The 19,756-nt window shown below is 58.9% G+C and carries 24 protein-coding genes; 10 read left to right on the top strand and 14 right to left on the bottom strand.

Annotated features, from left to right (window positions below; translation table 11 throughout):
- Positions 1–7: 7 nt before the first annotated feature.
- The 4 genes from PQR32_RS19500 to PQR32_RS19485 are packed head-to-tail and all read right to left on the bottom strand — an operon-like array spanning position 8 to position 3,911.
- Positions 8–1,738 carry a terminase large subunit gene (locus tag PQR32_RS19500; RefSeq protein WP_408230282.1) on the bottom strand — a complete coding sequence of 577 codons (1,731 nt, stop codon included), beginning with the start codon at positions 1,736–1,738 and terminating at the stop codon, positions 8–10.
- Positions 1,710–2,189 (bottom strand): phage terminase small subunit P27 family, encoded by a 480-nt coding sequence (locus tag PQR32_RS19495; protein WP_408230279.1) that lies wholly within the window; start codon positions 2,187–2,189, stop codon positions 1,710–1,712. The genes PQR32_RS19500 and PQR32_RS19495 overlap by 29 nt, the downstream gene beginning before the upstream one ends.
- 22 nt (positions 2,190–2,211) lie before the next feature.
- A complete protein-coding gene (locus PQR32_RS19490; RefSeq protein ID WP_408230276.1) occupies positions 2,212–3,285 on the bottom strand; it encodes a DNA cytosine methyltransferase in 1,074 nt (357 codons plus the stop codon).
- 5 nt (positions 3,286–3,290) lie between these two features.
- Positions 3,291–3,911, bottom strand: a complete 621-nt coding sequence (locus PQR32_RS19485) for a ParB/Srx family N-terminal domain-containing protein (protein ID WP_408230273.1) — start codon at positions 3,909–3,911, stop codon at positions 3,291–3,293.
- A gap of 208 nt (positions 3,912–4,119) precedes the next feature.
- Between PQR32_RS19485 and PQR32_RS19480 the strand changes: the two genes are divergently transcribed.
- Positions 4,120–4,371 carry a hypothetical protein gene (locus tag PQR32_RS19480; RefSeq protein WP_408230270.1) on the top strand — a complete coding sequence of 84 codons (252 nt, stop codon included), beginning with the start codon at positions 4,120–4,122 and terminating at the stop codon, positions 4,369–4,371.
- 515 nt (positions 4,372–4,886) lie between these two features.
- Here the strand turns inward: PQR32_RS19480 and PQR32_RS19475 are convergent.
- From PQR32_RS19475 to PQR32_RS19440, 8 genes are all read right to left on the bottom strand, one after another.
- Positions 4,887–5,207, bottom strand: a complete 321-nt coding sequence (locus PQR32_RS19475; protein WP_408230267.1) for an HNH endonuclease signature motif containing protein — start codon at positions 5,205–5,207, stop codon at positions 4,887–4,889.
- A gap of 423 nt (positions 5,208–5,630) precedes the next feature.
- The gene (locus PQR32_RS19470; protein WP_408230264.1) at positions 5,631–5,843 is read right to left on the bottom strand and encodes a hypothetical protein; all 213 of its coding nucleotides are present in this window, start codon (positions 5,841–5,843) and stop codon (positions 5,631–5,633) included.
- Between the two features lie 228 nt (positions 5,844–6,071).
- Complete coding sequence (locus tag PQR32_RS19465; protein ID WP_408230261.1) at positions 6,072–6,563, bottom strand: RusA family crossover junction endodeoxyribonuclease; 492 nt, start codon at positions 6,561–6,563, stop codon at positions 6,072–6,074.
- Positions 6,560–6,949: a DnaB-like helicase N-terminal domain-containing protein gene (locus PQR32_RS19460; protein ID WP_408230258.1), complete on the bottom strand. Its 390-nt coding sequence runs from the start codon at positions 6,947–6,949 to the stop codon at positions 6,560–6,562. The genes PQR32_RS19465 and PQR32_RS19460 overlap by 4 nt, the downstream gene beginning before the upstream one ends.
- 8 nt (positions 6,950–6,957) lie before the next feature.
- A complete protein-coding gene (locus PQR32_RS19455) occupies positions 6,958–7,152 on the bottom strand; it encodes a hypothetical protein (protein WP_408230255.1) in 195 nt (64 codons plus the stop codon).
- Positions 7,149–7,619, bottom strand: a complete 471-nt coding sequence (locus PQR32_RS19450) for a hypothetical protein (protein ID WP_408230252.1) — start codon at positions 7,617–7,619, stop codon at positions 7,149–7,151. The genes PQR32_RS19455 and PQR32_RS19450 overlap by 4 nt, the downstream gene beginning before the upstream one ends.
- A complete protein-coding gene (locus PQR32_RS19445; protein ID WP_408230249.1) occupies positions 7,616–8,560 on the bottom strand; it encodes a hypothetical protein in 945 nt (314 codons plus the stop codon). Before PQR32_RS19445 ends, PQR32_RS19450 begins: the two co-directional genes overlap by 4 nt.
- A gap of 109 nt (positions 8,561–8,669) precedes the next feature.
- Positions 8,670–9,080: a YdaS family helix-turn-helix protein gene (locus tag PQR32_RS19440; RefSeq protein ID WP_408230246.1), complete on the bottom strand. Its 411-nt coding sequence runs from the start codon at positions 9,078–9,080 to the stop codon at positions 8,670–8,672.
- Between the two features lie 557 nt (positions 9,081–9,637).
- Between PQR32_RS19440 and PQR32_RS19435 the strand changes: the two genes are divergently transcribed.
- The 9 genes from PQR32_RS19435 to PQR32_RS19395 all read left to right on the top strand — a co-directional run bounded on the left by PQR32_RS19435 (position 9,638) and on the right by PQR32_RS19395 (position 16,842).
- Positions 9,638–9,874, top strand: a complete 237-nt coding sequence (locus tag PQR32_RS19435) for a hypothetical protein (RefSeq protein WP_408230243.1) — start codon at positions 9,638–9,640, stop codon at positions 9,872–9,874.
- A gap of 10 nt (positions 9,875–9,884) precedes the next feature.
- Positions 9,885–10,016, top strand: a complete 132-nt coding sequence (locus tag PQR32_RS19430) for a hypothetical protein (protein ID WP_408230240.1) — start codon at positions 9,885–9,887, stop codon at positions 10,014–10,016.
- A 31-nt stretch (positions 10,017–10,047) separates the two neighbouring features.
- Complete coding sequence (locus tag PQR32_RS19425; protein ID WP_408230237.1) at positions 10,048–10,938, top strand: YqaJ viral recombinase family nuclease; 891 nt, start codon at positions 10,048–10,050, stop codon at positions 10,936–10,938.
- Positions 10,935–12,065 carry a RecT family recombinase gene (locus PQR32_RS19420; protein WP_408230234.1) on the top strand — a complete coding sequence of 377 codons (1,131 nt, stop codon included), beginning with the start codon at positions 10,935–10,937 and terminating at the stop codon, positions 12,063–12,065. Before PQR32_RS19425 ends, PQR32_RS19420 begins: the two co-directional genes overlap by 4 nt.
- Positions 12,066–12,094: 29 nt before the next feature.
- Positions 12,095–12,607, top strand: coding sequence for a hypothetical protein (locus PQR32_RS19415; RefSeq protein WP_408230231.1), 513 nt, complete (start codon positions 12,095–12,097; stop codon positions 12,605–12,607).
- Between the two features lie 162 nt (positions 12,608–12,769).
- Positions 12,770–12,982 carry a helix-turn-helix transcriptional regulator gene (locus PQR32_RS19410; protein ID WP_408230228.1) on the top strand — a complete coding sequence of 71 codons (213 nt, stop codon included), beginning with the start codon at positions 12,770–12,772 and terminating at the stop codon, positions 12,980–12,982.
- 59 nt (positions 12,983–13,041) lie between these two features.
- The gene (locus PQR32_RS19405; protein WP_408230225.1) at positions 13,042–14,706 is read left to right on the top strand and encodes a P-loop NTPase fold protein; all 1,665 of its coding nucleotides are present in this window, start codon (positions 13,042–13,044) and stop codon (positions 14,704–14,706) included.
- A 61-nt stretch (positions 14,707–14,767) separates the two neighbouring features.
- Positions 14,768–15,319: a hypothetical protein gene (locus PQR32_RS19400; protein WP_408230222.1), complete on the top strand. Its 552-nt coding sequence runs from the start codon at positions 14,768–14,770 to the stop codon at positions 15,317–15,319.
- Positions 15,320–15,429: 110 nt separating this feature from the next.
- A complete protein-coding gene (locus tag PQR32_RS19395) occupies positions 15,430–16,842 on the top strand; it encodes a hypothetical protein (protein WP_408230219.1) in 1,413 nt (470 codons plus the stop codon).
- A 108-nt stretch (positions 16,843–16,950) separates the two neighbouring features.
- Here the strand turns inward: PQR32_RS19395 and PQR32_RS19390 are convergent, their stop codons facing one another.
- Together PQR32_RS19390 and PQR32_RS19385 are read right to left on the bottom strand one after the other, a co-directional pair.
- Positions 16,951–18,255, bottom strand: coding sequence for a tyrosine-type recombinase/integrase (locus PQR32_RS19390; RefSeq protein WP_408230216.1), 1,305 nt, complete (start codon positions 18,253–18,255; stop codon positions 16,951–16,953).
- A gap of 258 nt (positions 18,256–18,513) precedes the next feature.
- Positions 18,514–19,728 carry a porin gene (locus PQR32_RS19385; RefSeq protein WP_408230213.1) on the bottom strand — a complete coding sequence of 405 codons (1,215 nt, stop codon included), beginning with the start codon at positions 19,726–19,728 and terminating at the stop codon, positions 18,514–18,516.
- Between the last annotated feature and the right edge of the window lie 28 nt (positions 19,729–19,756).

Below are 19,756 nucleotides of genomic sequence, written 5' to 3'. Positions count from 1 at the left end.
GCTCCCGTCACGCGAACAGCGGATGGTTCAGGAAGTCGTCAATGTTCTCCTCGACGACTTCATTGAACGCGTAGCCGATAGCCATCACCAGCGCGACCAGTCCGTCGATCCGGCCAGTTGACTTGCGCTTGGTGAAGATGCGGTTGTTTTTCGCGTCAGCCTCAATCACCGCGCTGGCGCTGTTCCACCGCAGGCAGGGGTTGAAGATCACGCGCAGCTTCCCGTCGAGCACCAGCTTTTCGGTGAGTTCTATCGAACGACACATCCAGAGACCCGACTCGCCCGACTTCGCAAAGCCCTGCGCGTGTGGCACCAGCGGAACCTGTACGGCCGCCTGATCGAGTTCGGCCTCCATGTACTTGATGCGGTAGGGGTCGTACGCGACCCCCTCGAAGTTCACGACCGCCATCAGTTCCTGGAGGCGTTCAACCACAGTGCCGTAATCGACAGCACGCCCCGGCGTGGCGATCACGTATCCGTCGCGCGACCATTCAACGAAGTGCGTTTTTTCCTTGCGGTCGCGCTCGGTCATCGTGTCGGCGGGCGTGAAGAAATTCACGAATGCATCGCATGAGTCGTCCTCATTGCGGCGCGCACCCGCGAGTGCGGTCAGGTCGCGCGTACCCGACAGATCGAGCCCGCCGTGAATGGTCGAACCGGTAAAGTCCGCGAGTGTCAGATCGTCGGTCTCGCACGCGCGCCACAGATCGCCATCGATCCATGGATCGGCCGCGTCCACCCACTGGCAGAAATTCAGCCGGCGCACCGTCGATTCAAGCGAAGGCATGCCGCGCGCCTGGCGGACCTGTTCCTCGAGATAGGATTTCTGGATGGTCTGGCCGAGCGAGGGATTCGCCTTGATCCAGCAGCGTTCGTCCTCGAACGGGTCGTCGCTCTCATCAAGCGAGCACACATACGCGAAGTAAGCGTCATCGGCCAGCTGCTGCGCCGCGACTTTGGTCCCGTAGTCGTGCTTTTCGTAGCACAGCGAGGTGCGGTCAAAACCAGAATTGGTGATCATGAAAATCAGCGGCTGGCGGCGTCCTTTCTTGCCGGCCTGCATGATGTCGATGACGGTGCGGTCCTTGTGTTCGTGGACTTCGTCAATCAGCGCGCAGTGCGGGCGTGGTCCGCTCTGGCGGTCCTTGTCCGAGGCAATAGGACGGAAGAACGAACCGCGCTTCATGTACGCGAGGTTGTAGCAGCGCTCGGCGCGTCCCGACTTGACCAGTCGTGAAGCGAGGTCCGGCGAGAGGTCGACCATTGCCACGGCATCGCGAAACAGCACCATCGCCTGATCGCGGCTCGTCGCGGCCGCATAGACTTCGGCGCGTGATTCATCGTCGGCCGTCAGCATGTACAGGCCGATGCCGGCCGCCATCGGCGACTTGCCGCAACCCTTGCCGCCCTCGATGTATGCCTCGCGGAAGCGACGCGATCCGTCTGCGCGCTTCCACCCGAACAGCGACCCGACGATGAACGCCTGCCACGGCAGCAGGACAAAGGGCACGCCTTCGAACTCGCCACCGTTCAGACACAGCACGTCAGAAAAAAAGCGGATCGCACGCAGCGCGGCGGCGAGATCCCACGTCAGACCCCGAGCGGGCCCCTTGACCAGATCATCGAGGTGTCGCTGGCACGCGGCGCGCACGTCAGGGCCGGCCACAGGCCTGCCTGCGACCACGCTCTTTGCATAGGCCGTGACCGGATCAGAAGTAGTTTTCTTTCGCGTCGCCATGATTGCCGCCATCGGGTGGCATTGCGGCAAGCCTTGCGCGCGCGGCGGGGCTCATTCCAAATTCGGATGCAAAGCGGACGGCCATCGTCATCGCCCGGTTGGCCGTGCCAACCAGCGGATTCTGGATCGCATTACCGTTGCTCGTTTTTATCATCAGGCCAGATGTCAGCTTGTCGCGCGCCTTCATCCGCGCGATGGCTTCCTCGGCCTGCATCCAGCGCGAGACACACTCGCAGTAGGCGGCGAGCACTGTCCCGTCGATGGTCGTCAGCAGCCCGATCGCTTCGAGTTCGGGCGTGATGCGGTGCCACTCGGCTATCGCGTACGCATCGAGATGCGCGGGCGCAGCCGGGATGCCTACGTGCGGCTTGACCTCGTTCTTCGGCAACGGGCGTCGGCCCCGGTTGCCTTCGATGATCCGCAGTGCGGTCGGTTTGGGTCGTCCTGCCATCACAATTCCAGGCGCGTCCGCTTCACGCGGCGCGCTCTGCCTCCACGGTCTGCTGCTGCGTAAGCAGCATCCGCACGTGCGTCGCTATCGCGCGCATGAAAAGCGGCGGCACGCAGTTGCCTATCGCGGCCCAGCGTTCGGTGAAATTGCCCAGCAGCACAAAGTCGTCGGGAAACGAGCCGAGCCGTTTCGCTTCGGCGATGGTGATGCGCCGATGCTCGGACGGATGACATGCTTCGCACGCACCGCCTGCGCCACCATTGCGCAGGATCGTTGGTGATGGCCTGTCGGGGTCGAGCCGGTGCAGTCCGTAAAGCTGTGCGTTCGGATGGTATTTGTCGCCATACTCGCCAGGCTTCAGGCGAAACAACAATCGGTCAACCAGTCGTGACGACGCGAACTTCGCGACCTCGCATTCGTCATCGGTGTTGACCACACCCGACCACGCCTCCCGCACGGTCGCGGGCCAGGAAGCGGGACGCGGATGCGACGGCTCGATGCCAGCCGCGGCGAGCTCGTCCCGGATGCCGATGAAGATCATGCGTGGGCGCATTTGCGGCACGCCGTAGTAGCCCGCGACCAGCACGCGCGCAGAGACGTGATAGCCTGCCGCCTTCAGGTCGCGAAGTATGTCCGCGAAGATCAGCCGCATCTTGCCGACGATCATCCCGCGAACGTTCTCCATCACGAACGCCTTGGGGCGAAACGCATTCAGCAGCCGCACGTACTCTAGAAAAAGCTGGTTGCGCCCGTCACCGAACTGGCGCGCGCCGGCGAGTGAGAAGCCCTGACACGGGGGCGAGCCGTCGAGCACGTCCAGTTGACCGGGTTGGAGTCGCGCACGGCGCAGCGCGTCATCATCGGCAAGCTCGGCCACGTCCCCGAGGTAGAGCGGGACATGCGCGAAGTTGGCCGCGAACGATGCACCCTGTTTTTCGTTCCACTCGACCGCGAGCCGTTCATCGAAGCCCGCCATCGAGTAGCCAAGCGATGACCCGCCGCAACCCGCGAACAGCGAGACAACCGTCGGTGCGTCATCGCTTCGTGGAGCGAGGTGATCGCGCCATGCGGCTTCAAGTCGTTCGGGATAGCTCATGCTGCTCACCGTGGAAACTCATGCCCGCACTTCGGGCACGTGACGTACTTCACGCCGTTCGCTGCGTTCTCGTCGTACTCGACGCCAAGTTCGGGCAGGTCGATCACGCACAGCGCCTCGATCTCGCCCTTCGAGAAGCCGGTCAGCGAGAGGTCGAAGAAGCCCTGCAGCGAAGCGAGTTCAGCGCCCAGCATGTCGCGGTCCCACGCCGCGTTCTCCGCGAGCCGGTTATCCGCGATCACGTAGGCCGCGATCTTTTCGCGACTCCATCCGCGGGCGATCATCACTGGCGCATCCGCGAGACGAAGCGAGCGGGCCGCCAGCACGCGACCGTGGCCCGCGATGATCATGCCGTCATCGCTCACCAGAATCGGCGCGGTCCATCCCCACTCGCGCATCGAGCCTGCGATCTGTGCGACCTGCGCGTCGGAGTGCAGCCGCGCGTTTTTCGCGTACGGCACCAGCGAGTCGAGCGGCCGCCGTTCGATGGCGTCGGCAGGCCACTCGGCAGTACGCGCCACCTTCGCCAGTTTGCCGTTCGTGTCGGCGCTCGTCGGCTTTTCGCGCGCGTCGGCAGGCGTCGGCGGCTGCTCGGCATGGCGGCTGGCACTAGCGGTGCGGGCCATTGTCGCGACCTATTGCCAAAGTGCGCCCATTGGGAAAAACCATTGCGCGGGGTGTTCCGCCAAAGCGCTCGGGAGTTTTTCCCCGCCCTAGGGTCGCCGCCCCGCCATGTGGGTGATAAATCGTCCTATACTCCCTATCAGCAGTGCTGTAGCGATTAATCGTGTCAATTGCATTTGACATTTGTTTTCAAATTCCCTGGTGAACGACGTGGACCAAGCAATCGCGCTTTCAGTCGTCATCACCGAGGGAACGCCAGCGGAAGTTGACAGTTTCCTTCTCGCGGCGCTCTGGACCGGGAAGGGGCGCGCCCCTTCCGTCCAGCAGGTCATCGAATGGAAGCGATTTCTGCAGCAACGTGGTGATGATTTCGCTTCCCATGCCATCGCTTGCTTTTACTGGCTGCGCAAGGACCAATTTACGAGGCCTCGAAATGCTTCCGCCTCGCCGCAAGGCAGGTAGGTACGGCCAGGCGCGATTAGGGGGACATCCGCCCGGATAATTCCGGCATGTTTTCCGGCCCTGACGACCCGGGACATGTATCGCATCGACTATTGAAAATCCGTCGCGGTGCGTTCTACAATGGAAGTCCGGTTTCGTGCTCTGTCTTGTATAGCCATGGACATCGACACTCGCGAATTGACTGAGATTCCTGCAGTTCTCGTTAGCGGAACGCCCGCCGAAGTGGATAGATTTCTCGTCCAGGCTCTTTGGGACGAGGCCGATGCCATCCCGGCGGTCCGGACTGTAAGGAAGTGGATAATCTACCTGCACATGCGCGGGGAAGGTTTCGAGTCCCACCAGTCGGCCTGTTACTACTGGCTTTGCGAACATCGGGCTGGCTATCCGCCGCCGCACTTTCCAAGGTGAACAGTCTCGGTCTCGGCGGTGTGCTGAGTTCGGCGAGCCTGACTCGAATCCTTCAACACATGCCGACGTGCTAACCCGCCCGATGTGATTTGTAGAATCACCGGGTTTCATGGGTCTATCCTCGCTCGATTCCAGGGATGGTTCGGATCGACGGGATTGCCGCTGTCGTCGCACCCGGCCTCCATTCCTCGATGTTCTTCCCATTGCTTGGTCGAGTCGTGATGTGGTTTGCATAGCGACTGCAGGTTGTCGGGATCGAAGAACAGACGCAGGTTGCCCTGGTGCGGACGGCGGTGGTCGACAATCGTTGCCTCGCAGACGTTGCCCTGTTCCATGCACATCACGCAGCAGGGATGCGCGTGCAGATGCGAGGCGCGCAGCCTGCGCCAGCGTGGCGTGTTGTAGAGGTGCGACCAGCGACCGGGCATCACGACTCCGAAAGAACAAGGCCCGCATACCGGTCTGCGTGCTACGCGGAATATGCGGGCCTGTTGCGGCGGAGTCTAGTCCGTTCGATACGACGATTCAAGCTTCAAATGAAGCAATATTTCGTTCGGTATCCACAGTAGTCTATGGCAGTCTACTAGGGTCTACTGTCCGGGTTCGAGCGGTGAACGTACGCACGGATCACGACGTTGCTCACCGGCCTGCATGACGATAAATACCTGCGTGGCACGACAGGCGGCGAGGCAGCTGTCGCTCGGATGCGTACCGGCATCCACGCCCTGACGGTACGCCCGACCGATCCACGAACGGAGGTTGTTCGGAAATGCGTGCCAGTGTTCGCGGCATCCCCACATCGCGCTGGAGACGACACGGTCACAGCCGGGCCATGCGCAGCGGTGCATCGCTCACGACTCCTGTGCCGGTACGACGGGCGTACCGCCGGGCGTCTGGGCGGGCGCGACGGGAGCAACGGGCACGACAGACTGAACCGGCTCGACCGGTACACCGGGCACGATGGGTGACGGCTGCGAACCGGGTACGGGCGCGACGGGTTGCGCGGGTTGGGGGGGTACCGGATTGACGGTGACTCCCGGTTGCAGCGGCTGGACTTCAGTCATGGCTTGAACCCCCTTGGTATTTTGGAGATAACGCAGCGAAAGATTCTCGTGTGCTGCGGCGACGAGCGCGGTGCGTGCAAGCCGCGCGATGTTGGGCAGACTGTTCTGCGGCCGTGCTGCCTTCGGCAATGTCCGCGATCAGTCGCAGCGCTTCTCGCAGTCGTTCGTTGTCATGGGCGAGGTGCGCAGTGTGACTGCGTTCAAGCAATGCTCGGGTCAGAAGCTGGTTCATGCGATGGCTTCGAATGGATCGAACTCCGGTTCGAGGGCAAGCGCGATCTGCTGCGCCTGCAGCGATTCAACGGCTACCTCCGCGCGAGGGTTCGCGCGGTCGATGCCGTGAAAAACAAACTTCTGGCGGACCTGACGGTCGTTGATATAAACGCCGTGCTGGACCAGCTTGCGGATCTTTTTATTCCCGACTTCGACGGTCCGGTACCGGTTCTGCAATACGTCGAGCACAACCGATTCATCGAGGTCCGGCCGCTCGCTCGCGTAGTAGATTTTCAGGACCACCCGCACCGGGCCGGTCATCTGCACGCGTGCTTTTGGCGGGATCTGCTTCAACGCGCTGCGTTCGTAGGCCAGCGCCTTGTCGCTTTTGCGCGAGATTGGACGCGTGCGCAGCTTGCCGTCATCGCCGCGCTGGCGGATCACGCCAATCTCACGCGAGTTCGCCTTGCTCGCAGGCTCGCCGAGAATCATGAATTCGATCTTCACAGCGGGAGCGGCACGTCATGGCCGTGTTCCGGATCGCCAGACAGGATGAACCAGCGCCCAGGCTCGGCGGTGCGTAGCTCGCACGCGTAGTAGCCTGCGTGCGCGGGGATCGCGCCCAGCTGTTCGAGCGCGTTCAGGTAGGCGAGCGTGCCGACCGCGCGCGGTCCGCGCGTGTGCATGATCGACTCGTACACGCTTGCTGCGTCGACCGGCTGGCACATCGCCATCAGCTTGACGACGTGCCGGAAGATCTGGCCGTGCAGGTCGTGGCTGAAGTCGGAGGGGCACAGCGTGTCGATGTGGCACGCACAACGGCTATCGCGCAGCAGCGCGCTGAGCACAAGCTGTTCGGAACGCGTGCGCCGGTCGTCTTCGAAGTTGAACATGGTTCACCTCAACGGGTTGTGTCTGCAACTTCATCATCGCAACCGGGCTCACGCTCGATGGCGGGATGGCTGACCTCGTAGTTGCGGATGGCTTCCTGAGCCATCGCAAGCTTGAGGGCGGGCACGGCTTCGGTTTTCGAGGCATTGACAATCCGACGCGCCCAATCGATGCCAGAATTCGCGCTCAGTGTTTGCGGCTTCATTCTTCATCCTTTGCGTGTTCGAGGTAGGCGGCGGCACGTGTCGGCCCGATGATCGGCGCGGTTGGAACGGTCGCCATCAGGCGGTGGGTCGTACCTACGCCCGCAGTCATGTCGATCAGTACGCGTTCAAGTCGCATCAGCCACGCACGTACACCGCCGCTGTGCCGTTCATCGGCGCTCATCAGCAGGTCCGCGCGTCCCGCCTCGAGCAGTCGTTTCTGGATGCTGCGGTACACCTCGGGCAGATCAAAAAATGATCCGTAGGCGCGACGGATATCAAGCGTTGAAGCGACTACCGGGGCGCAGGCAGCGGAGTGCAGAACCGCAGTGATCGCATCGTTGAGGCTGGCAGGTCTGCCGAAGTGGCACAGGCACCACCAACGCCCGTCACTACCGAACGTGCCGAACAGCGGACATCCGTAAGCGGCGCAGAACATGCGATCACGTTCGGATGCCGGCGCGTTCATGCCTGTGCCCCGTGGTCGTGTGAATCGCGCTGATGCAATTCGCTTTCGCAGCGTTCGCGCAGCGTGTCGTGCGATTCGCCTGGTCGTGCGTAGAGCCCGAGTTCGGACGCCTTGGCTTCGATGCCTTTGGGCGTACGGCGCCACGCATCGCGATTGCGGCGTGCGGGTTTGGGGTCGAGCAGCTGGGCGATGATCGGCGCGAGGTAGTTCGGCCCTGGCGCGTTGCTCCCGCTCGACTTCGCTTTCGCAATCGCTGCCAGCAGCAGGTCGTCGGTCACACGCGGATCGTCCGCCCAGCCGATCACGACCGGGTTTGCCGCGTTACAGCCCTGCGCGCCGTTGCTTCGCGTGAGCAGCGCGATAGCTGCGGCTCGCGAACGCGGAACCAGCGCGACAGCCAACGTTTTCCCCCCTCGTTCTGCCTCCTTGACTTCAGGAATATCTGGCCTATCCTCGCGCGCGGTATCTGCCAACGCCGGATATTCCTTAGGGTTTAAGGTTTTAGGTTTACTAGAAGATCCTGAAGACCCTGACGGGCTCTGCCAAACCTTGGCGTTGCCTTGGTCTGACCTAGGCATGTCCCTGGTCTGTCCTTGGCAATGGTTTTCCTTACAGTCCGCGCATGGCGGGATCATGCTTTTCACTTCGCGCGGATGCGGGTGCTGGTACTTGCGCCACTGGACAATCTCGATATAGGGCGTGCCTCTCACGGCATAGCGATGGATAAAACCCTTCATGTCGAGTTCGGCGAGCAGGACATCGGCGTCGAAAATTTCGTAAGGAAAAAGCTCGCCACGAATTCGCGCGGGCCGGTCTTCGAGCCGACCGTCGCGATCCGCGAGACACCACAATCCGGCGAACAGCAGACGTCCGAGAGGATCGATCGATGCAAGGTGTTCGTTCGAAAAGAAGCCCGGTGCGATGGTCCGCTGGCGTGTCATGTCGGCTCCCGTCAATCGGTGGCGCATGGCAGCGGACACACGGCCGTCAGATTGCAGAACGACTCGGGACGAGCATCCGCGGCAACGACCCTGTCATCAATCGCGGCATTCATGCCGGCACCCGATCGTCTTCGTCGCTCGTCACGCGCACAAAGTGCGACGGCATCGGATAGATCGCCGCGATGGTGTCGAAGTCGTCCTGCGTGAGCATCGTCGTGCGCGCCTTGCCCTTCGCACAGGCGGCAAGCTGCGGACTCAGCGTGTCCCAGAAGGGACTCAGGTCTGGTCTTAGCGTGTATGGCGTAATCATTGGATGCCTGAGCGCCGCGACGATGTGCGGGACCCAATCAACGGGGATTGCCAGATCGCGCAGCTTCCAGTGGCTGATTTTCTGGTCGGTCGCGCCGATCATCTCGGCAAGTCGGTTCTGACCACCGGCAACCAGCACGGCCAGTTCAAACGCGACGATCCCACGCCTTGCGAGCACGCGCATGTCGGGTGTCAAGCGGGGTCGTCCCATGATCGGTCTCCGGTCGAATAAAAACCATAGACCGTTTAATCATCGCTTTCAATTACCCCGAAATGGCAAACCTGAGACTATTAAACTTATCCACAAGAAGCATGTTGCTGTTAATAACTCAGATTTAAATCCACTGAAATCTGTCTGGGTCAACACCGGTCCACGGAGGTCTACGGAAAACAACTTTTGGTTGTGAAAATTCTGCAACGCAACACGACCGTTTTAAGTGTTATCCCTTATCTATGCGGGATGAATGACGCAGCGAAAAGTGGGGTCGGTGGCGCATTGCAGCAAATATGCTTACGCCACGGCTATATCGAAAGTTGTCCACCAGACGGGCCTCTGAACGACATTGCCTGACGCAAGCGCCAGCGCAAGCCGTCAGCCGTTCCGCATAGGGCATTTAGTCCTATCTTACGGCAACCTGAAGTCTAGTTATCCACCGGTTGCTGCGTTGCGATTAAGCATCCTGCGCGTCTTAAAACATTATAAAAAACGTTTGAAAAAGGTAAAACGCCGTCCTAGGATCAATCCCATTCGCCGCGTGGATATAAATCATGGATCCGGTCGTAAAGCCGATTATCAGGAAAGCTTTTTACCAGGCGGACCATCGTGTGCGGGTCGTTGTGATTGCCGGCAATGATCCCGACGCCGTGTGGTCCGCAGGGCTCGACGTAAAGAACGCCGCGGGCCTTAGAGGTACGCCCGTTTTAAGCGCACTCGAACCGGCCGGAGTCTTTGGCTGGTGGTTATGCCAACTGACGTCGCCGGTCCGTGATGTATCGCTTCAGTGAGCACTCCGCGATGAGCTATCGCGCAGTGCTGCGCACCTTGCCGCGTTCGTTGCGCCGGCAATGGTGGTCGATGCGCTGGCGCTATAGAGAGCCACGTGTCGCGATTTCAAGTCTGCACAACGTGCAGAAGCAGTACCGGTAGCAGCAGGACAGGCTTCAGGGAGAAAACACAAATGGATCGTGCTGAATGGCTGGAAGCGCGTCGCTCCGGTATTGGTGGCAGCGATGCAGCTGCGGCCTGCGGACTGAGTCCGTATGTCACGCAGGGCGAACTGTATCTCGACAAGACGGGCGAAGGCCCACTCGACCCGCCCGACAGTGAGCGGATGCGCATGGGCCAGCTGATGGAGTCCGTTATCGCCGACGCCTACGCTGAAAAATACGGCGTCAAGCTGCGCCGTTCGAACGTGATCAAGAGACACGACCGCTATCCGTTCATGCTTGCGAACGTGGACCGGACCATCGAAGGCCAGCGCGTCGGCTTCGAGGCGAAGAACGTCGATGGTCTGGTTCACAAGTTCGGTGACTGGGGCGCAGAGGATACGGACGAAGTACCGCAGGCGTATCTGCTGCAATGCGCCCACTACATGACGGTCCTGAATTACGACCAGTGGATTCTGGGCGCACTGGTCGGCGGCAATCACCTGGTGCGCTACGTCATCAACCGGGATCGCGAACTCGAGGGAATCCTGATCGAGAACGAGACGTCGTTCTGGTCGCATGTCGAACGTCGCGAACCGCCGCCAATTGACTATGACCGTCCCGACGCGGTCCGGCTGTTACGCAAACTTTATCCCGGTACGGGCGGCGGTGTGATTGACCTGCCCGACGAAGCCATGCACTGGCATCGTGTACGCGTCGACGCGGGACTCGAAGCGAAGGCGTACGAAGCCACACAGGACGGCGCGAGTGCCCATCTGCTGCACCTGATGGGCGATGCCGCTATCGGCCGGCTGCCTGACGGGACTGAGTACCGCCGGAAGGTTGTCGAGCGCAAGGGCTACACGGTCGAGCCGTGCCAGTACGTTGACTTCAGACATGGCAAAGCCAAGGAACCAAAATGAACGCACCTCTACAGAGCGTGGGCGAGGTCGTGCCCATCTCGCCTTACTTCGATCTGACGGCGGACCTGTTCGATCGCTTCGACCGGCTCGCGCATGTGATGGCAAGCGCAACTGTCCTGCCAGAACACTTTCGCGGCAAACCCGGAAACTGTTTTGCGCTGATCACCCAGTCCCATCGCTGGCGGATGGACCCGTTCGCGGTCGCGAGCAAGACACACATCACTCAGGGCGGCGCACTCGGCTATGAGGCGCAGCTGATCAGCGCGGTCGTGACCACGCTCGCACCGGTTACGGGACGTCCAACTTACGAATACATCGGCGACTGGTCGAAGGTGCTCGGCAAGGTCGATGAACGCAAGTCGGAGAAATCCGGAGGCAAGTACTACGTTGCGACCTACACGCAGAAAGACGAGGAAGGACTCGGCGTGATCGTGCGCGCGACGATCATCGGTGAGAGCGCGCCGCGCGAAGTGACCGTGATGATGGCGCAGGCGTGGCCGAGATTCTCCACGCAGTGGGCGACGGACCCACAGCAGCAGATCGGCTATTTGGCGATCCGCAAGTGGGCGCGACGCTATACGCCCGACGTTCTGCTCGGCGTCTATACGCCCGAGGAACATCGGGCCGGTGAGGTGATGCGGGATATGGGTGTGGCGGAAGAAGTGTCGCGCGGACCGACCGAGGCATCGGGACCGGCATCGCGTACCGACGAAATCAAACAGCGGATGAAACGGACCCAGCCGCCGAAGCTGGCCGATGTCCTGCGCGCGATCAGGGACGCGGACGGCGCAGCCGCGCTGACGGGGGCCGGTGAGATGGCGACGCGACTCGCGAACGACGCCGACAAGGAAACAGCGCGGCGCGCATACGCGGAAAAATTGCAGGCGTCGAAAAAAGCGAAGCCCGCGAACGCTACCGCGGAAGCGCCAGCCACAACAGAGACCGCGACCAATCATTCAGCCGTGACCTTTGCTGTGGTCGCGGACGGGCTGAACACTGCGAAGGACATGGACGCGCTCAACCTGGCCGCCGACATGATCCGCAGCGTGGCTGACGAAGCGCAACGCGTCGAGCTTTCGCAGTTGTATAGCGTGCGGGCGGCGGAATTCGATGCGGCGCAGTCGTGACCCCCGGCAAATAGACAGGGAGAGAGTCGATGCTGAACTTCGCGAATGTTCCGGTCCGTCTGCTGCACCTTTCGATAGGCAAGGAATTTCACGGCGAGGACGAAGTGACGGCGGCCGACCTGAAGATCGAGGTCGAGATGGACAACGACTCGCTCGATGCGCTGTCGGGCACGTTGCGTCCGTCACTGTTCGACGCGGACGGTACGGAAGACTTCGTGAGTCCCAATCACCGGCCACACGTGCGCAATCCGCAGTTGGGCACGATACGCTGGAACCTCGACTCGCAGGCGGTCGCGTTCGGCTTTTTGCTCGGCGGCCGGAAGAAAGACGCGATGCTGTTCCCCAACGCGAAGCTGACGCGCCTCGATCTGTTGCCGAAGGAAGGCGCGCGCGTGACCTACACGCTGCGCGTGCGCGTCTTTCCCAACGAAACCGAAGGCGCGCAGCTGATGGGCGTACTGCGGCTGAACGAAGTCAAGGGCACGCTCGCCGCGCTCGATCCGCCGGATGGTGACGAAGGCGCGGGCGGCGACGATGAATGAGCCACTACCGCGCCGGCGGATGCCAGTCGCCTCCCGCGTGCTCGGCCTGCTGCTGTACCTGTTCGTAGTGGCGCTGTTGCTACTGGCGATAACCGGCGCGGGCGTTGCCATTGTGCGACTAGTCCGCGCAGCTATCTAGGGAATTACGAAACGGCGGATATCATGAACCCGGTAGCAAACCATCAGCCCGTGCATCACTACGTGACGATTGCGGAATTCTGCGAGCGCTTTGGGATCAGCCGCGCTTTCTACTACAAGTTGCGCGATGCAGGCGACGGTCCCGATGAACTACGCATGGGCTCGCGCAAAGTCGTTATCACAATCGCCGCGCTCGCCGCGTGGGAAAAGAAGCGGACCAAGACGAGTTCTTCTTGAAAGCGTAGCTTGCGCTAGTATCTGATCATTAGACCAATCAGAAACTAGGAAATCAACAAATGACCCGGGCCGTGATCGAGAGTGTAATCAACGATTTTCTTGACAGTACGAAACCAGAGGTCCTTGCAATAAGTGGCAAATGGGGCGTAGGCAAAACGTTTGCGCTCCAGTCACTGGTTCAGTCGTACGCAGGCAATACATCCCTAGCTCGATATTCGTACGTATCCGCATTCGGCGCGAAATCTATTGGCGACCTCCGCTCGATGATTCTCATCAAGACGAGGCGCTTTCCCGTCCATCGTGACAAGCTCGGGAAAGTCGTTGAGGGTACCGAGCATGTTCTCGGCAAAGGTCGAGGAGATGCAATCTGGAAAATGATCTCGGCGCTTTCTGAGAAAATCCCATATGGCGGGAAGCAGGTCACGGTTTTGCTCGAAACAGTTGCTGTATCGCTGATCAGCAAGACGATCATTTGCATTGACGACGTCGAGCGCCTCGGCAAAGGCATCGAGATGGATGAACTGATGGGTCTCGTTTCTGAGCTCAAGATTGAGTCGCGGTGCAAGATCATCGTGCTGTTCAACGAAGAACAGCTTGGCGAGCGATCGAAGCAGTATGAGCAAGCCAGCGAAAAGGTCGTGGACAAAAAGCTGGCCTTCATCACAACAGCGGCAGAAGCTGGCGATATTGGCTTGCCAATTGATACTCCGCTTCGAGAATATGTGCTTCCTTGTGTCGTAAAGCTCGGCATTTGCAACATCCGAACAGTTCAAAAGATCGCGAATGCACTGCGAACTGTAAAGGCCGTCATTCCCAACTGTTCCGACGCGGTTGATCAGCAGGCCGCCATCGCGGTAGCAGTGTTCGCTGGGGCCCTCTATGAGGGTGGAATAGGCTTTCCAAATCCCGAAAAGGTCATTAGCTACAACTGGTACTCCACCGTCATGGGTGTTGGCAAGGACGCGATAGAGGAAGAATGGCGTGAAAAACTGCATGCCGTGGGATTTCTCGCGTGCGACGAATTCGACACCGAAGTGTTCTCAGTGTTGAGGAACGGCTACGCACACGGATCGGACCTAGCAAAGCACGCGCAAGCGTTGGACGACGTTCGCGATAGAGCTAATTTAGAAGCGGTCTTTGGTGATGCTTGGAAAGTATTTCACGACAGAATCGACGGGACGGCCGAGGAACTGTTGCGTCGCTTCGTTAGCGCTATCGAAGTCGCAGCAACTGTAATTTCTCCGCTCAACTTGAACAGCACGGTCAAACTCGTCCGGGAGCTTGGTTATAACGCGGAGGCGGATGAAATGATTGAAAAATACATCGACCTCAATGCGCACCGCAGCGAAGTGTTCAAGATCGACGAATCGCCGTGGAGTCGCGACGTGGATGACGAAACATTGAAGAAGCGTTTCGCGGAGGTGGTGACAGAAGAAGAAGGACCACTCGATCTAGCTACTGCAGCGATTCAACTGACTGAGGAAAAGGGCTGGAACGACAGGATGGAAAGCTCCTTTTTGAATGCATCGCCGGATGATTTCGTCGCATTGTTCAAAGATCGACAGGGGGATACTTTGCGGGGGCTAATTGATCACCTCTACCGCGCAGCGCACATGCGGGGAAACGACACGGAAGCGATTGCTGGGACAGTTACCGCCGCGTTAGACAAAATTGCGAAGGAATCGAAGTTGAACGATATCCGTGTAAAGCGTTGGCGAAAATAATGGGCGCGGGGACGTCGGTACCTTGATCATCTCAACGTGTAACTAATCAATGGTTGAACGGATGGACCATAACGAAGCGCGGCAGGCTATTACGGACATTTTTGAAGCAGCGAAGCTCAGCGAAATCAAGAAGATCTGCAAGAATGCGACGATAACTGAAGATGCTTTCTCGGATTTCGTTATGTTGTGCGATGCGGGAATTCTACCTTGGGTACATCACATTTCTTGGCGTGACTTTCTTCCGCCAAATCTCGCTTGGACTGACGAAGACAGTAAGCGACTTGGAAACATTGACAACGGGCCGCTGACCCGTGAGGCGACCAAGGCGATGAGGAAGTGGTATCAGCTTCTTAACGAACGGCGATACCTCGTAGGTCATGTTTTTTATCTGCGGGACCATTCCAATTGGCAATTCTTTTACTTTGATAATCGGGATTTATGGGCATACGCGAATCACTTCAAGGGCGGGCCGCACATCCATCTCATTAACCACTTGTGGCCCAATCGCACCCTCGAAGGGGTCTGGAATGAATTCAGAGAAGGCAATCCGGAAATGAATGGAGCCGAGCATATCCGATTTCACCGGGAGAACCCAAGGCCGCCGCAGTTATAGCAGCGCGGCGCAAGTGGGTGTGTGCAACGACCGCTTAGAGCGCCCGACTAGCAGATTTTGGTCGAGACATTCGCATCAAGCTGGGCTCTCCGCCGCGAACATCTATCTTCATGCACGCCAAGAAGCTGCTCAGATGGCGACCGTCTAGAAAGACGTTCATTGAGCTAACCCATACGAGCAGCGTCCTTACGAACTGCAATCTGCATACAATCAAACGACTGAAAATATCCTTTATGCGCCCAATCGATTTTCTTGATATTCCACCTGAGGTATCTACGCGTTCCTTGACCACGGTCGAACGATCATTTGGATTGGACTGGTTGGCGGCGTCAAACGGAGCGCACAAACTACAGCGTCTTTGGCAACGATTAGATTTTTTGGCGACTATCGAACTCATCACATTGGGTGACGCTATCGCTCTTGTCAAAGAAATTGACTCAGCTTGGATAGTCGATAGGATCAAGGACATCAAGGTGAGTAGCGCCACTAGCCACGGCCATCTGTTTGAGATCTTGGGTATCGCGATGTTGGCGCGTGCGGGTATGCGGGTGCGCCCAACACGTGGCAATCTTCCAGGTGTCGATGCTCTAGTGTCGTTCGCGGACGGGTTCGAAGTGAGGCTGTCCATGAAGAATCACGATATCTCGGATCATGAACGATTTTTTCGCGAGAGAAGCCGGAAAACGCGTGCGTCTATCCAGAAATCGTTGCGGGCGAAGAGTAGTTCAGCGCAGGTCGTGATCGAAACATTCGAATGCCTGACCGAGCCTGACTGGGCAAAAGTTGAGAATTTCATCAGTGCGGTACCCGCTATCACGGCGCAGCCCTACACGAGAGAAGCGATTCCGAAGAAGGTTGCGGTTGGGATCAGCAAACTTGCTCAAGAGATGGGTACGCCGCCGCTTGCAGCGACTCATTTCTCGGACACGTTCATTGCGATTTCCCCCCACCACAAGAACGAGCAGAAAAATTTTATCGATAAAGTCTACAAAGCCACGACGAACTTGCGAAAGCATGCAACGCGTTCAGAGCGCACGGCTAACGTTGTTTTCATGAAGCTGCACCCTACAGCCACTTTAAACGATATCGAAACGTATGCGAGGGAATTGCTAAATGATGCCGAGTCAGATCCAGGTGTCGACGCGATGCTCTTGTATCAGTCGTCGTTCATTCGTCGCGCCGACCAGTCGTCTGTCACTCACCATCTCAGGTTCATCACTTCGCCACGGTACTTCCCGGCCGAGCATCAGTTCAATCTGGCTGCGCTAATTGGCCTCGTATCAACCGAATCGTCACATAACAAACTGCATTCTTCAAACGGTGCAAAGCTTCTACTTGAGGGTAAGTACGTGTACCAGACCGGAGACCATTACTATCTTGCGCAGGTAACTGCAGATGGGTTTTCCGCGAAGTTGACGGCGGACGCACCAGGTATTTTGGCTCACGCGGTATTTACTCAGCCACCTCCCGGCTCGGTTATCAAAGGCCGGTTCCCGCCTGACGAAGAACTCGCGATTCTTTGAATTTAAATACAGGGCCCGCAAGGGACCCTGATTACCGAAAAGGTCGAAAGTCGAAGCAAAGCGCGCTAGGACACTTGCCTATTGTTGTTTTGGATACCCACATTCGTGTCAGGCAGCCTCGGCCACTTGGGCCGATACACGTGGCCGGTCGAGAACCGCCAGCGCTTCCTGAAGCTTCGCTTCGCGCGCTTTCAGGTAGCGCTGCGTCATGCGGCTGTCGGTGTGGCCGAGAATCTTTTGGACGTGATATTCAGGCACACCTTCGTTGATCATTCTGGTGGCGGTATGGTGGCGCGTGTCCATAAAGCGGAAATCTTCGATCTTTGCGACCTTTCTGATCCTCCCCCAGTCGCGCACAGCAGTCAGCCTCTCGCCTACCTCGTTTGTGAAGACAAACTCGAACTTTGTCTGACGCCGCCAGGCCTTGAGCACGGAAAGAGCCTCATTGTTAAGTGGTAGCACGCGCCGGCGTTTGACCTTGGTCGTCCACGGCTCGACTGTGAGGGTCCTTGCCGCCCAGTTGATCGATGTCCAGCGGAGGCGCAGCAGTTCCGAGCGGCGCATTCCTGTATTGATCGCGAGCAGGATCGCGGGTTTAACGTGATCGACATACGTGTGATAGTCGCCGGGCAGGTCGGCTAGTTTGCGGGCGTTGCGGCGACCGGGCGCGGCGGCGAGTTCGCGGATGGCCGTTTCGCGTGCGTCGAGCGTGTCGCGCAGTCGCTGCTCCTCATCGACTGTCAGTTCACGGCCGAGCTTGTCGGTTTCTTCGGGGTCGATCTTCTGCCGCAGCCTCGCGCATGGGTTCATGTCGATCTTTTCATGCTCGACCGCGTGAGAGAACAGCCCGCCAATCGAGCCGAGCGTACGATTGATTGCAGTCGGCTTGTGCTTCGCCGCAACCCGTTTCTCGATCCAGCGCTTGATCATTGGGCGCGTGACTTCATCGAGACGCTTGTCCATCAGGTCCGCAAAGTCGCGGCGAATGTTTTTCAGATTCTGCTCGGGCGTCTCGCTTCGCGTGATGCCGAGCCAGTATTCGCGATAATCGCCGTCCAGAAATTCACCAACGGTCGGCATCGCATTAGATTTGCGGTCCGCGAGCCGGCGTTCGTGTTTCAGTACGCGCAGCGCTGGCGTGTCGCGGATGTGATCGAGTCGACGGATTTCCTCGAGTACCTGTTCGCGTGCTTTCTTCACGTCCGCCTCGCTCGCCATCACGGCAATCGTTTTGCGGGTCTGCGAGCCATCGGGCTGAGTCCAGCGATAGAGAAAACTGACGGTACCCTTCGGCGTGATGCGAACACCGAAGCCAGTGATCGCATCGTCGTACACTTCACGCAGTTTGGGTTTGAGGCGGTTCTCGTCCTGAAGCCGGCGAACGAGTTCGCGGTTGATGCGCTGCTTTGCCATGGTCAAGCCTCGTTTCTGGTTAATCAGTCTGCGCGGTCATTGACTAATCGTTGACTGGGACCGCGGTAGACTCCGGTTTATTTCCATGTACTTCCATGGACCTAAGCCGCTGATTTCATTGACGAAGTAGACTCTAGTACACCTGTGTGAGCTATACAAATTCCCCGCACAGGGGCAACGCTAATAGACCGACATGAACTCAAGGCAACGCCAATACCCAAAGAACACAGCCAAATCAAGCACCCCAAAAACCCGGACTCAAAAATTATGCCGCAATCCCAAAACCACAGAAACCTGCCGATCCGAATCCGAATTAACCACATTGGGAATCTGCGCCAGGTTCTCCGTCCCCCCGGTCACGGGATCAACCCCTAACCCAGCTCCAGAAGACTTCTGCCCAATCGCCACAGCATAAACAGCCGTGCGCTTCGACAGGCTATACACCGCCCCGAGATTAATCTGATGCACCCGGGTCGACCCACTCCCACCCGGCTTGACATCATTGAAAACATAAGCCAACCCAAGCTGCAAATCCGGCGCAACCGCATAGGTGGTATTCAACTCGGCAATATCGAACGACACATCAGCGCCACCAGGCCGGGCCGCACTAGCAAAGTACTGACTCTGCGACAACCGCGTATGCGTATACGTCAGCGCCACATTCGCCTTGCCGAACGAATACGACCCCCCTGCCCCAAAAATCCGCACCTTGCTCGCATCCTGCAACAGACAATACGACGCGTCCGCATTCGCACAACTGAAGTCGCCGATATAGCCATTTGTACCCCCCAACGCCGCCTGCAATGGCTGATTCAACTCCAGATATCCCGCGCTCAGCGACAACGGACCCTGCGCGTAATTCGCCGCTAGCGCCCACCCCTTGTTCTGCGAAAAATTCCCCGCTACGCCGCCAAGGCTGAACAATCCCCCAACCGTCAATCCGCCGAAGCTCGGACTAATGTACTTGATCGAATTGTTGAAGTTGAACGCCTCATTCAAGTTATCGACGTCGCCGAAATGCGAACCGTACAGCGTCGCCCAGTTATTACTCGATGCATACGCACCCATGTAGTCCGAGAACGGATCGTATTGACGGCCGAACGTCAGCGCGCCATACGTCGAGTTGTTCACACCGACCCACGCATTGCGATTGAACAGCGTATTCGATTGCAGCATCACACCGCTGCCGATCAGAAAGCTGTTCTCCAGTGCGAAGTTGACCGTCGTGCCGCCGCCGATATCCTCCGTGCCCATCAAGCCCCAGCGCGACGGCACCAGGTTGCCGCCCGCCAGTTGATAGTTCGCGTGTCCGTTGGTGCTGCCGTCGGCGAGCGTCGTCTGCTGATTGCTCGTGTAGACGAGGCCGGCGTCGACCGTGCCGTAAAGCGTCACCGAGGATTGCGCGTGCGCGCCCATCGAAAGGCCGAACGCGGCCAGCGCAAGCGCCGAGCGCTTGACGAAAGTGTCTGCCATGATTGTCTTGTCGAGAAGTGAGGTAGGT

It is taken from the genome of Paraburkholderia dipogonis, assembly GCF_046027395.1.
Classification (GTDB): domain Bacteria; phylum Pseudomonadota; class Gammaproteobacteria; order Burkholderiales; family Burkholderiaceae; genus Paraburkholderia; species Paraburkholderia dipogonis_A.
The sequence above is the reverse complement of the archived record's forward strand: the minus strand, read 5'-3'. Positions and strand labels throughout refer to the sequence as shown.